13 protein-coding genes are annotated in these 13,236 nt (G+C 49.0%); 11 read left to right on the plus strand and 2 right to left on the minus strand.

The genetic code is table 11. From position 1 onward, the window contains the following. Positions 1-29: 29 nt before the first annotated feature. A complete protein-coding gene (locus tag AAC022_RS20965) occupies positions 30-992 on the minus strand; it encodes a hypothetical protein (protein WP_339734088.1) in 963 nt (320 codons plus the stop codon). Positions 993-1,253: 261 nt separating this feature from the next. Between AAC022_RS20965 and AAC022_RS20970 the strand changes: the two genes are divergently transcribed. The 6 genes from AAC022_RS20970 to AAC022_RS20995 all read left to right on the plus strand — a co-directional run bounded on the left by AAC022_RS20970 (position 1,254) and on the right by AAC022_RS20995 (position 7,733). Next, the gene (locus tag AAC022_RS20970; RefSeq protein WP_339734090.1) at positions 1,254-1,631 is read left to right on the plus strand and encodes a hypothetical protein; all 378 of its coding nucleotides are present in this window, start codon (positions 1,254-1,256) and stop codon (positions 1,629-1,631) included. After that, a complete protein-coding gene (locus AAC022_RS20975; protein ID WP_339734092.1) occupies positions 1,628-3,619 on the plus strand; it encodes a hypothetical protein in 1,992 nt (663 codons plus the stop codon). The genes AAC022_RS20970 and AAC022_RS20975 overlap by 4 nt, the downstream gene beginning before the upstream one ends. 48 nt (positions 3,620-3,667) lie before the next feature. After that, the gene (locus AAC022_RS20980; protein WP_339734094.1) at positions 3,668-4,507 is read left to right on the plus strand and encodes an amidohydrolase family protein; all 840 of its coding nucleotides are present in this window, start codon (positions 3,668-3,670) and stop codon (positions 4,505-4,507) included. 27 nt (positions 4,508-4,534) lie between these two features. Continuing rightward, positions 4,535-5,650 (plus strand): D-TA family PLP-dependent enzyme, encoded by a 1,116-nt coding sequence (locus tag AAC022_RS20985; RefSeq protein ID WP_339734096.1) that lies wholly within the window; start codon positions 4,535-4,537, stop codon positions 5,648-5,650. Between the two features lie 68 nt (positions 5,651-5,718). Further along, positions 5,719-6,603, plus strand: a complete 885-nt coding sequence (locus AAC022_RS20990; protein WP_339734098.1) for an ATPase domain-containing protein — start codon at positions 5,719-5,721, stop codon at positions 6,601-6,603. A 260-nt stretch (positions 6,604-6,863) separates the two neighbouring features. Further along, complete coding sequence (locus AAC022_RS20995; protein ID WP_339734100.1) at positions 6,864-7,733, plus strand: HDOD domain-containing protein; 870 nt, start codon at positions 6,864-6,866, stop codon at positions 7,731-7,733. 7 nt (positions 7,734-7,740) lie between these two features. On the opposite strand, the gene AAC022_RS21000 is transcribed toward AAC022_RS20995, so the two are convergent. Further along, positions 7,741-8,397: a hypothetical protein gene (locus tag AAC022_RS21000; protein ID WP_339734102.1), complete on the minus strand. Its 657-nt coding sequence runs from the start codon at positions 8,395-8,397 to the stop codon at positions 7,741-7,743. 418 nt (positions 8,398-8,815) lie between these two features. Between AAC022_RS21000 and csrA the strand changes: the two genes are divergently transcribed. The 5 genes from csrA (at position 8,816) to AAC022_RS21025 (ending at position 13,230) form a co-directional block, all read left to right on the plus strand. Next, the gene (gene csrA / locus AAC022_RS21005) at positions 8,816-9,034 is read left to right on the plus strand and encodes a carbon storage regulator CsrA (protein WP_339734104.1); all 219 of its coding nucleotides are present in this window, start codon (positions 8,816-8,818) and stop codon (positions 9,032-9,034) included. Between the two features lie 406 nt (positions 9,035-9,440). Further along, complete coding sequence (locus AAC022_RS21010; protein WP_339734106.1) at positions 9,441-10,214, plus strand: flagellar hook-basal body protein; 774 nt, start codon at positions 9,441-9,443, stop codon at positions 10,212-10,214. A 70-nt stretch (positions 10,215-10,284) separates the two neighbouring features. Beyond that, positions 10,285-11,085, plus strand: coding sequence for a flagellar basal-body rod protein FlgG (gene flgG / locus AAC022_RS21015; RefSeq protein ID WP_339734108.1), 801 nt, complete (start codon positions 10,285-10,287; stop codon positions 11,083-11,085). 37 nt (positions 11,086-11,122) lie between these two features. Further along, on the plus strand, positions 11,123-12,271 hold the full coding sequence (gene flgA / locus AAC022_RS21020; RefSeq protein ID WP_339734110.1) for a flagellar basal body P-ring formation chaperone FlgA: 1,149 nt from the start codon (positions 11,123-11,125) through the stop codon (positions 12,269-12,271). Continuing rightward, positions 12,268-13,230 carry a flagellar basal body L-ring protein FlgH gene (locus AAC022_RS21025; protein WP_339734112.1) on the plus strand — a complete coding sequence of 321 codons (963 nt, stop codon included), beginning with the start codon at positions 12,268-12,270 and terminating at the stop codon, positions 13,228-13,230. The genes flgA and AAC022_RS21025 overlap by 4 nt, the downstream gene beginning before the upstream one ends. Positions 13,231-13,236 lie beyond the last annotated feature (6 nt).

Here is a 13,236-nt window from a genome sequence, read left to right on the forward strand (position 1 = left end):
TCCCGTTTATACGTGCCGATGAGATGGGTCTATTGATTCATCGTCTTTTTTTTGTTGGCTTCGTGTTTCGCGATCCATTTTTCGGGATTGGCATCAAAGGCTTTGCGACAGCCGCTGCAGCAGACCCAGAACGATTTTCCCTGGTAGGTGACTTGTGAGGTTCCCAGCCCGCCTGAGATCACGCAGGTCTTATCGCCGTAATCGGAATCGCTTTTGGCAAACGAAGTTCCTTTGCGGCGTGTGTTGATTGTATCGATGCGGGCGTAGCTGTCGCCGCGCAGATCGTAGATTTCAAACATGTAGCGGTCGTTGTTCTGTTGATTGAGAATAATTTGTGCGTGTTTTTTTTCGTCGGCAGGTTCAACCATCGCGAGACTGAGCTTATAGGTTGAGTGCATGACGTTGGGGTTGTCATCACCCGGCACTTTTTTGAGAGGCACGGAGAAATTGCCTTCATAAATTCGTTTCGTCCCCGCTTTGTCGGTGACGGTTAACTGATATTTCTGTTTGTCAGCGAGATAAGTCAAGCGTGCGTCTGCATAGTAGCGGCTTTTATCGGCATTCATCACCAGTGCTGGTTGAGCCGGATCGGTTTGCAGATCCCAGACCCAGCCGAGTGTTTCCACGGAGCTGAATCCGCCAATTTTTTTGAAGGTGGTGCCTCCCCATTCGCCGAGCATAATCTGTAGTGGTTTGAGCGCCTCAAGAACATTATCGAATTTCTGTTCGTCGGGTACGTTGGCCCCTGTCTTGGTGGCGGGGGATGAACCGCTGCCGAGTGTGATGGGCTGGAAGCGTCGGGCTGGTTTTGCTTTGTTAGTATTCGTCTCACTGGCCAGATCGCCTTCCATTTCGATTGCACCGCCTGAGCCCAGATTAACGGTGACTTCTTCAGGAGCTTTTTGTGAGTCCGAAGAATTGGAACTGCAACCGACGCAGGTCATCAGGGACAAGGTCGAAACGAAAACAGATACAGTGTGCCTCAGATACATAGAAGATCGCTCCCAAACATGGAACAGGTTTGCGTTTTAAAACGCGTTTGGTTTTACTGGTGAAACTCAAACGTTTTATTTGTAAAACAGTATAACAGTCTGTTCACGTTTCTGTCACTGTGAATTCAGTTATGATAAAATTTCTCCATTCCAGTAGAGGTCCTTTGTGTCTCGTCAGGATCAAGAGTACAATCGCTCGCTCAACGATTCACCGCTCAACGATACATAAAGCGTAATTCGATTAGAAGTGAGGGCCGTGCCATGAGCACCACACCGTCGAACGATACAGAGTCAATGGAACTTGACCCTGTCTTTTTGCACTCGAAACGTGAGGCCTGGATTATTCTGGGCTTATGGGTAGTCGCGTTATTGTGGGCAGTCCCCTATTGCTACATGAATGGTTATCAGGCAGGCTTTGATCCTGAAACGATTGAAACCACAATGGGCATTCCCAGCTGGGTCTTTTGGGGAATCGCGTTTCCCTGGCTGGTGGCTGACATATTCACCATCTGGTTCTGCCTGTTTTTTATGAAAGAAGACGACCTCGGAGTAGCTCACGAAGACGAAGATCTCGCAGAAGAAATTGCAGAGATGCACGCAACACAAGATGAAGCAACTGCTGGAGGGAACGAGTCTTGAACCTTTTATTTGATATTAATCGTAGTTTACCGCTCGTGCTGGCAGAAGGTGGTTCCAATGCGGCGCTGGTTTCTTTCTTAATCTATACGGCGGCTGTCTTTGTGCTGGCTGCTTTGTCGAATCGCTTACTGAAAAGTAAGAGCTTCATGAGCGAATACTTTCTGGGAAGTCGTGGGCTGGGCGTCTGGGCATTTGCTTTGACATTTGCCGCGACCAGCAGTTCCGGCGGGAGCTTTACCGGGTTTCCATCCAAGATTTACACACATGGCTGGGTTCTCGCGCTCTGGATTGGCAGTTATATGGTCGTGCCAATCTGTACGATGGGCCTGATTGGTAAGCGATTGAATCAGGTCGCGCGGCGTTCGGGATCGATCACGGTGCCGGATGTGATTCGCGATCGATTTCATAGTCCGATGCTGGGTTTGATGGCCGTTTCTCTGATCGTGTTTTTCATGTCGATCAATCTCGTCGCGCAATTCAAAGCGGGCAGTTTAATCTTGCAGACACTGCTGGATGGAGTGACGGTCTTTGAAAGTGCTGCGGGCAGTCTGTCTCATGCTGTGTCGGAGATTCCTTATTTAAACAGCGCGGAGAGCCCTGAATACTTGCTGTGTCTGTTAGTTTTCGGTATCGCCGTGATTCTTTATACCACTTACGGCGGTTTCCATGCGGTGGTCTGGACCGATGTCATGCAGGGGATTGTGATGGTGATTGGTGTGATCATTATGTTACCTTTGGCGATTTCACAGGCAGGGGGTCTGGAGCACACCACAAAATTGATGGCGAAAATGACGCCGCCGCGGATATCGGATGATGCAAAAGGGGGGGTCACGCTTACGCTAAACAAACCCCAGGATGAAGTTCTGCACATCGATAAGGGCACCTGGATTACCGACGAACCGATTCCGAATTCGAAGGTACCGTTGTTGTTTCGCGTGACGCGCGCCACTGAGATTCCCGCGGGAGAGACGACCGTCAATGAAGTTAAGGTACTGCAACTGACAACGCTGGATGACATTAAGCGAGTTCTCGGTCAGCGAGAGACGGAAGACTTCCTGGAAGGAGTCCGTGTTTCGAACATCGATTTAAAAGCCTATGCCTACGGTGAAGAGGGGGCCCAGCAAGGGACCTATGTTGTGGGGCCGGGACCGAGTCCGAGTAGTTCCAATGGGTTTTTGCCTTTCAGTCTGGCGATCTCCTTCTTCTTTATGTGGGCAATTTCGGGTACAGGTCAACCGGCCAATATGGTGCGGTTGATGGCATTTAAAGATACCAAAACACTGCAGCGTTCGATTTGTACAGTCGCCATTTATTACACGCTGATTTATTTTCCGCTGGTATTAATCTTCTGTTGTGCCCGGGTCCTGCTTCCAGGAATGGAAGGCGATCCGGATAGTATCATGCCGAAGATGGCTGTCTTACTGACGGAAAATATCCAGATGGGTTGGCTGGCAGGTCTGTTAGTGGCCGCACCGTTTGCGGCGGTGATGTCGACCGTGGACAGTTTTCTGTTACTGATCTCTTCTGCCTGGGTCCGCGACGTGTATCAGCGGAATCTGAATCCGGAAGCGAGTGAGAGAACGATCAAACTATTAAGCTATCTGGTCACATTTGTAGTGGGAACCGCGGCGATGATCGTGGCGATTAACCCGCCTAAGTTCCTGCAGGATATTATTGTCTATGTGGGCAGTGGCTTGGCGGCCAGCTTCCTGGCACCGATTATTTACGGCCTGTACTGGAGACGTGTGAATGCAGCCGGTGCGATGGGCGCGATGATCGGTGGGTTTTCTGTGCATCTGGCGATGTATGTGACCGGGTATTTTGTGAATGGCAGCTTCTTCAAGCCGTATCAGTTGTTTAACTTTGATCCGATCATCATCGGACTCTCTGTTTCGTTCATCTCCGGGTTTGTGGTCACGAAACTGACTGCCCCCCCTTCAGATGAATTAGTGAAGAAATATTTTTACACCGCCAAAGCCAAATCCTGATTTCGGCTTTGTTATTCGAACACTTTATTATCATCAGAGGATCATGCTATGGAATATATCGACGCACATTCGCATGTCTGGACTCCTGATATTAAAAAATATCCATTGGCGCCCGGGTATAAGGTGTCTGACATGCAGCCGCCCAGTTTTACTGCGGAAGAGTTGCAGGCGCAGATGATGACCGTCGGCGTAAACCGAGTGGTGCTGATTCAGATGTCTTTCTATGGCTTTGATAACAGTTACATGCTGGATTCTATGGCCAAGTATCCGGGAATGTATTCGGGTGTGGCTGTGATCAATCAGAAGGGTGCTAATCCGACACCGGAGATGCAGACGCTGAAAAAGAAAGGCGTGCGGGGATTTCGCATCGCTCCCAAAACGAAAAAGGTCGATGAATGGCTGGACGGGGACTGCATGGAGCAGATGTGGAGCACCGGTGCCAAAGAGGGCATGGCGATGTGCTGTTTGATGAATCCTGACGGCCTGCCCGCATTGGACAAGATGTGCCAGAAGCATCGGGATACAACCGTGGTGATCGATCATCTGGCCCGCATTGGCGTTACAGGTGAGATCGATCCGAAAGAAGTCGATCAGTTATGCAAGATGGCAAAGCACCCCAATGTGTATGTCAAGGTTTCTGCCTTTTATGCGTTAGGTAAAAAGAAGATGCCTTACCATGATTTATTGCCGCTGATTAAGAAAGTCTATCAGGCCTTTGGTGCGAATCGCCTGATGTGGGCGACAGACTGTCCTTATCAGGTGCAAGGCGATCATTCCTATCAGGCATCCATCGGATTGATCCAGAATGGTATGCCGTTCCTTTCTGATCAAGATAAAGACTGGATTCTGGAACAGACGGCGGAAAACGTATTCTTCCAGGGTATTTAATTTTTAATAGAGTGATCAGGCCTTCTCATGGATGCACGTTACCAGATAGACGATACGAGTCAGATTATTTCTCCGGGAATGATAATATTTAAGGATCTGCTTGAAGACAATTTGCGGAAGATGCTCGAGTTGGTCGGCGATTCCAATCGCTTACGGCCGCATTGCAAAACACACAAAATGCGTGAAGTTATTGCGCTGGAACTCTCGCTGGGAATTATCAAGCACAAGGCGGCCACGTTTGCGGAAGCGGAAATGCTGGCGGACGTGGGAGTCAAAGACATCTGTCTGGCCTATAACCTGGTGGGGCCGAATATTGCGCGGGCGGTTGAATTTCGCAAGCGCTGGCCTGATGTCTCACTGCAGGTCACAGCCGATCATCCAACGCCGATTGAACAATTGGGCGAAGCGATGTCGGCGGCTGGTGTCGAGATCGAAGTGTTGCTCGATTTGAATACGGGGCAGAATCGGACCGGAGTCGAAGTGGGGGAAGCGGCGGTCGAACTGTATCAGATGATCGCCAATACGCCGGGGTTGATTGCCGCGGGATTGCACGTGTATGACGGCCAGAATCATCAGGTCGATTTTCAGGAACGTGAAGCGGCCGTGCTGGCTGTGTGGAACGATGTGAGTCGGTTACGCGACCAGTTGATTACCGAAGGCTTATCCGTGCCTCGAATTGTGGCAGGCGCGACTGGGTCATTCCCGATCTTTGCCAAAATCGATGATCCGGATATCGAAGTCTGTCCGGGAACCTGTGTATTGCATGATGTGGGATATGGTCAATTATTTCCCGACTTGAAATTCACACCCGCGGCATTGGTTTTAACGCGCGTGATCAGTCGTCCTGGTCCCGATCGCATCACGTTTGATTTGGGTTATAAGGCGATTGCCTCTGACCCGGCGATGGAAGATCGCTGCCGATTCCCCGATCTGCCGGACGCGAAAGCCGTATTACAGAATGAAGAACATCTGGTTGTGATGAGCCAGCGGGCGAATGAATATCAACCAGGTGATGAACTGCTGGCGATCCCCCGCCATGTCTGCCCTACTTCCGCCTTGCATAAATCGGTTACGGTGGTCAGTGGCGGGAAGGTCGTCGACCATTGGAATGTGGCTGCCCGCGATCGCTTCATTTCAGTCTAATTTCTGGTAGTCTCCATTATTTATATCAGTAAGGCGCGGAGGGTCTCTTCGCGAAGAAATATTCCAACATGACAGAGTTACGACAACAAACGGGAATTCCTCAACTGGATGAAATGCTCTCGGGAGGCTTATTGCCCGGCAAGTTGACGGTGGTGCTGGGGGCGACTGGCATTGGTAAGACGCAACTGGGGTTGCAGTTCGCACAGGCTGGTCTGCAGCAGGAAGGACAGGCCGGGATTCTGTTCGACATGGCGACACGCGGCGATTCTCAAAGTCATAGCGACTATGCGGAGCGATTGTTTCAGTGGAAGCTGCGGGAACAATTTGTCGATGCGCCGTTCGATCTGGAACAGATTTGGAATGCCGATCAGGCGCGGAAAGATTATCAGCACCTGTTTCGTCAAAGTGGTCGTCGAGTGACCCGGCGAGATATGGAACTGGATGAGTGGAAAGAATGGAAGCTGGAGTTTGTTAAAAAGCTGGACTCTGCGATTGCATTTTTCTATTCCAATTTTGTGCATGGAGTGAGGCGGACCGTGATTGATGGAATTGAGCCGACGGATCGCCCCAGTGATTCGTTTCAGTTTCACGCGTTTGAATATGTTTATCACCAGATTATGCGCAAAGAGTATGACTGGGTGGCCCGTGATCTGTTTCGCGCCCAGTTTCGCAGTCATCAAGAGCAGATCGAACAGCACCCCTACGATTTCCAGCAGATCGGCTGCCTGTTATTACTGACCACGCATGAAGTGATGCTGGATGATTTGATTCAGCGTCCGATTGAAAGTGGCGATGTGTTATCGAACGCGAATACGATTATCCTGATGGGAAAAATCCGTGAGGGAAACCGAATGAGCCGTGCGCTGCACATTGCCAAGCATCGGGGCAGTGCCGTCGATGAGTCGCTCGTGCCTTTCGAGATCCAGGAGTCAGGGCTTCAGCTTCTGACATAAACCACGTTGGCTGGTTGGCTGTCTGTGTTGGGAGGTGTTTCCCTTCAGGCTGTTTTTTGTCTTGCTCCGCTATAACCGGACTGACCGTTTTTTCTATAAGAGTTGCATCAGAGAATCATGAAATTGGTTTTCGAAGTTCAATTTAAGTCCGTGCCTGCTTTTTCTCAAAGATAGATTTGCTTGGATGATCCTGAGTTTGAACAGTATTCATCGGGTTATCTAACTGAGAAACAATAGCAACAACAAACAGAAAGACGGTCATGGTCATGTTAGTAGATAATCGAGTAGAGCCCATTGATCTTGCTGATGCCTTTGTACAACGTTTGGACCGACTGCATTCTGCTCCGAAAGTCGCGCAACAGGTTTTGCAGCTCACGCGTGATCCCAATAGTAACATTGATGATATCGTGAAATGTGTCGAACATGACCCGGGCCTTGCTGCCAAAATTCTGCAGGTCGTGAATTCATCGAAGTATGGTGTTGCCCGCCAGATTACAAGTATCAAACATGGCGTTTCTTATCTGGGAAAAGATGCGATTCGTATGTTGACGATCAGCTTTTCGATGGTGGAGTCACTGACAAAACGAAGCAAAGGCCGTATTTTTGCCGACTATTGGCAACGTGCGTTGACGATTGCTTCGATCTCTTCTTATCTGGCTGATCACCATAAGTGTCTGAAAAAAGACGAAGCCTACACGGCAGGTTTGTTAGCCGACGTGGGGATTTTGGTCTTTTCACAAGTCGAGCGTGAACAATACAGCTTGATTTATGAGAGTTATCCACATGGAGACGCGCTGATCACAGGAGAACGGCAGTATTTTGGCTTTGATCATGCTTTACTTGGGGCACGTCTGCTGGATCACTGGGATATTCCTTTGGAAATCGTGACCGCCGTCGAAAATCATCATGGCACAAATCAACATGGTTGTCCGCTGGGTGTCGCTCTGCGAACGGGAACGCTGCTTGCCGGCTCATTATGGAATATTTCTTCGACAGAGTATCTGGAAGCCGAAGATATCCTGATCTCGTTTTTCGATCTCAATGAACAACAAATTGAAACGTTGATTGCAGACTGTAAGCAGGATGTCGCCGAGAGTGCCGAGTTCTTCGGAGTCAATCTGGAAGGTTGAGAAGCTGTTATTTCTTTTTCTTCTTCTGCCCGGTTTCCGTTTCATAAGCCTGCTTGATCGCCTGGATCAATTCTGTCTCAGTGTAGATGTAGCTTGTGGGTTTGTTAAACCCCTTGCCCGTCTTGGCTTGAGACAGGTATTTGCCGAGATTCTTACCCCCTTTGGTGGTGGTCATGTATTCGATCATCGTGAAGCCGCCGGGGGAGTTGATGAAGTCCCGGATATTGCGTTTGCCATAGGGCATGGCCAGTAGGTGGTCCAGTCGATCATAACCTCCCGGCATGCGGGAGACTCTGCGCATGAATTTGATCCCCTTGGGGGTACTTAATTGTCGAGACAGGTAATCGGTTTCCGCATGGATGCGTTTCAGGATATTTTTCTCTGCTTTGACAGTCCAGCCTGCTTTCTGAAGCTGCCTGAAGAGGGGCTTGATTTGATTGCGCGTAATGTAATCACCTGACTGGTAGCCTTCCCAGCCGGTGAAGTAATTTTGAGTGATCGTCAGCACCTCTTCCAGGGGAGGCATTTTCTTGGAACCCGGAGTTTCCGGTACGATTTCAGGTAAAGCGCCCTTTTCCTTCGGTTCGGTTGCGAAGGCTGGCGTCGTCAGAATGAGAATGGCATACAGGATCCCGCTAAATCGTAGATCAAGGAAGAATGACATCAGTGGGTGCTCTCCTGAAGAAAGACAGTGAATGGAAGAAGCCTTTCAGTATGTATCGACCAGATACTTCACTCAGCCCAAAACGAAATCAGGGATCAATTTGGCTAATCCGCCTCTAGTAAGTTTACCCCATTGTTGCAAAATGCGTCACTTTTTTAGCACAAAAGTGTGTCATCTTGCCTCGCCTCAGAGTGTGATTTCAAAATAGGCAATATTGTGGTGCTGGATGAGTAACAAGGTTATTTTACGAAACTGTAAGGGTTATAGTAATTTTTTTAATTTTTCTGAATTTTCTTCCATTTGGAACTGAGTTTGCTGCGTATAATCAATACGAGACGGATGTAACTCGTAAACTCTAGAAAGAATTGAGCCTGTTTAAATTTACAAAGGAATGTACCCCGAAGAAAGGAGTCCATCAATGTTAGTACTCACGAGACGCAAGGATGAAGAAATCCTAATTAACGGCAACATCTCTATCAAAGTGCTATCAGTTAAGGGAAACCGAGTTCGCTTGGGAGTGGAAGCACCTGATGACGTACAGGTCAATCGAGCTGAGATCCAGAAATTCTTGGGCCAGTTTGAAGTCGAGGTCGAGAACAAGACTGAATGCGTTCCGGTTCAAAGTTGTGGTTTCTAAGCATTCGATCAGGTTGCTCAGCAAGCACCTTTGTCGCTGAGTGACCAGCCATTTTTTTGGATGGTTGGATTTTTTCAGGGCTGCAACAGCTTTTATTGCTCTCCTGCATTTCAAGATGCAGTGTTAGATTTTCTTACCTACCCCGCCAATTGTTCCTGCATTTCCGAAAAAAGTCCCTAGATCGAAGAAGGTCAGTGCAACTACCTGTAGAAGTAGGCCTGACAAGGATCGTTTTCTACGCCACGAACGTTAATTTGGGGTGACTGGTCTAAATTTTCCGATTAAGTTAAAGATTCCTGTTAAAGAGGTCCGATAGATATATGGGGGGAAGTGTCTATCGAAACTCGTTGTTCTCGTTGCAGTAAGATTGAGAAGTCTACCGCAGCGGTTCAAGTCAGGTATCAAGATGATTTACGGCATGTACCTCTCAGCTCAAGGAGCCGACGCAAATTCGGTTCGGCTTGATGTGCTCTCGAACAATATGGCAAATGCAAACACGACATCATTTAAGCGTGATGTTCCGTTGTTTCGCATGAACCCTCCTCGAGATGAAAAGCAGGGGAATCTGAATCCATTGCCCGGCGATTTAGAAAATCATACCGGTGGCATTACTCTGGAAGCGATTACAACAGACTTTGAGAACGGCTCACTGATTCCGACCGAAGGCGAATTTGACATCGCGCTCAAAGGTCAAGGTTTTTTCCAGGTTGGCAACAGGCAAGAATCATTTCTGACTCGCAATGGGTCACTCGCTGTTGATGCTGACCGACGCCTGGTCACAGCTGACCAGGGCTTACCCATTCTATCAAAAGATGGAAACCCAATCGAGATTCCTGCCGAGGCGGTGCGTGTCGAGATTGCCACTGATGGTAGTGTTGTCCCCTTTACTAAGGACGGACTGTCTCTGGGGCCTGTGGGTGAGTTGGCCGTGGTGATGCCGACCTCACTCGATAGTTTAGTCAAAGTGGGGAACAGTCTCTATACGACAGAGGGACGTGTAGATCCCTCCAAAGAGCCTGTGAATATTCAGCAAGGTTTTCTGGAAGCTTCCGGCACCAATTCAATCGAAGAAATGATGGAATTAGTCACCACTTCCCGGATGTTCGAATCCAATATCAACATGATCAAGTTACAGGATGATTCTTTGGGGCGATTACTGCAGAGTATGCCTCGTCGTTAAGAAACAGTTTTAGAATACAGTGAACCTGCTGTAATCCGTTACACAGGTGGTGAGAGAAAGGCGACGACTAATGGCGATCAGAGCTTTATATACCGGTGCCTCCGGCATGGCTGTGAACGATTTCAATCTCGATACGATTGCCAATAATCTGGCCAATGCGGGTACGACTGCATACAAACAGAGCCGGGCGAATTTCGAAGACATTTTCTATGAACACTATAAGTTGCCTGGCGTGCAGGATAATGCCGGTAATATTACTCCCACCGGAATCAGTCTTGGTTTGGGAGCGCGGGTTCAGAGTACGGAAGGGGACTTCAGCCAGGGGTCGATTTTACCGACGGAGGGTACTTGGGATATGGCGATCGTCGGCGACGGTTTTTTTCAAGTCAATGACGGAACTCAAACTCTTTATACCCGTGCCGGGAATTTTTCGCTGAATGCAAATGGCTCAGTTGTGATGGCGTCTGCAGATAAAGGTTATCTCATGGAGCCGAATATTTCGGTTCCTCAGGACGCGATTAATATTTCGATCTCCGGTGATGGCGTCGTCAGCTATCAACAACAGGGATCGAATCAGATTCAAGTTGCCGGCAATATTCAACTTGCCAGGTTTATTAACAATCAAGGTTTGTTGCGACAGGGAGACAACCTGTTTGCCGAAACAACAGGTTCCGGAAATGCTCAGGTTGGTGACCCGGGAACAGAAGGTCGCGGTCAGATCCGCCAGGGGTTTCTGGAACAATCCAATGTGGAACCGGTTCGTGAGTTAGTAGAACTGATTCGAACTCAGAGAAATTTTGAATTAAACAGTCAGGTCATTCAAGCCGCCGATCAGGCTTTGCAGACCGTTGCCAACATGCGTCGTTTCTAAGTTCAACGAATAATTGCTAACACAAAGTATATATTGTATGTCTCGCTTTTGGATCAATTCGTGTTTGAGCTGTTTGCTGGTCATCTGCTGTTTGAGCAGTGGGGGCGAACTGAACGCGGAGATTCTTCGTCTGAAAGCGACGGCCGTCGTTGATTCACCGATTGTTCATCTGGGAGATGTTGCCGATGTTCTGAATGCGGATCCGGAACAGGTTGCCCGCATGGAACAGATGATATTGCTGCCCGCACCATCAAAGGGGCGAATGCGTGTCATCACGATTTCTGAAATTCGCAGTCGGTTGCAGGCATTGGGCGTGGATCTCAGTCGGCTGGAACTAACGGGAAGAAGTCAGGTACGCGTGACTCTGAAAGAAGCAAGAAAAACGGTCGCTCGGACTCCTGTTATGACACAACAGAGCGTTAAAAAAGCAGAAGAAAAAATACACCAGGCTTTATCTGAGTGGATCAAGCGATATTTTCCGGATGCGAGTGCCTTTACGCTTACAGTGCGGGTCCAGCCTGCTGATGTGTCACTGATTCTTTCGAACCGGGCTGACACTTTTCGTTTTCCTGAGCTGAACCGGTTTGCAGAGGCAGAACAGGTCGTCGGTTTGAATTTCATCGATGCTGAAGGGACTGCCCGTCTGGTACGCGTCTTCTGCCGGATTCAAAATGTACCTGAAATTCTGGCTGCCAAATATTCCTTGAATAAGGGGACCGTGGTTCGGGCGGATGACCTGATGTGGGTCAGGCCTGATACAAATCAGACCGGCATTTCCGATCCCAGACTGGTCATCGGTCGGGAGTTAACTCGAACAGTGCATCAATCAAATGTGATGCGGACTCAGGATCTGATGGAAGTACCTCTGATTCGTGATGGTGCCATTGTGACGGTCACTGCAAGACGAGGCGGAATCAGTGTCAGAAGAGAAATGCGAGCACGAGGCACAGGCGGGATCGGAGATTCGATCACTCTGGTTGCCTTGGAAGGTCGCGATCGATTGACGGCAACGGTCTCTGGTTATAACCAGGCCGAGATGAATTATCGGCCTGCGAGTGAAATTCAGCGTTCAGCTGGGATTCAGTTCATCTCCGGTACCGTAGAACCCACCGGATCGATTCAGCGTACCGGTGGAGTCCGCGATGCGTCGAGATCAGCGGTTCGAAGAGGGGGAATTCGAAGATGAAATGGAATCACAGAAAGTGGCAGTCTGTCATAGAGACGTCTGTCTTAGAGACTCTGGGAAACAGTGAGCGAATCTGCCACCAGCGAAGGCTGTTGGCAGTATTACGGGAGGCGATTTCCCTGGGGTGTATCGTATTGTTTTGTTCTTCGGTTGCTCAGGCGCAATCTCCAGCAGCGCCGGGAGCAGTACAGGCAAAACCGAACACGACAATTCGATCATCCCAGGGTACTTCCGCAGCCAATGATGCGCAGCAAATTCAATCGCCTAAAATGACACGAATAAGACGACCAATACGAGTGGCTGCTCAGGTGGATGAGTTTGGTTTTTCAGCCGAACCGTTGAATTTGACTTCATCACTGGCAAACACTTTTGGCCAGGGAGATTTATATTCTCGAGATCCCAAGCCTCCTTTGATCCGAGATTATTCACTGATCTATGTACCGGCACCGGAACCCATTGTTGTGAAGGTGCACGATATCATTTCAATCCTGGTCGATGAAAAATCGAGTGTTACCGTTGATTCCCGCTTTAACCGGAATCGTAGTGAGACATTAAAGGCCGAGTTGAAAGAATTCATGCGAATTAGTGAAGCGGGAAACCTGGCGCCAGCCGCCTTGAACAGTCCCAAAATCGATGCCCAGCTTCAGGGGCGATTGCAAAGCACCGGCCAGTTAGCAGACCGTGAAGGAATTCAGTACCGGATCGCTGCCATTGTGGTTGATATTCGCCCGAATGGGAATCTGATTCTGGAAGCGCGGAAGAGCATTCGTACGAATCGCGATGTATGGGAGTATCGATTAACCGGAGAAATCCGCAGTAAAGATGTGAACCGCGACAATACCGCGTTAAGCGAAAATATCGCGAATCTGAATATTGAGAAACATCAGCGAGGTAAAGTGTATCAGAGTACGAAGCGTCCCTGGGGCGTTGTCTTGTACGACTGGATCTTTCCTTTCTAATCCAAT

This window comes from uncultured Gimesia sp. (assembly GCF_963976445.1).
In the GTDB taxonomy this organism is placed as follows: Bacteria; Planctomycetota; Planctomycetia; order Planctomycetales; family Planctomycetaceae; genus Gimesia.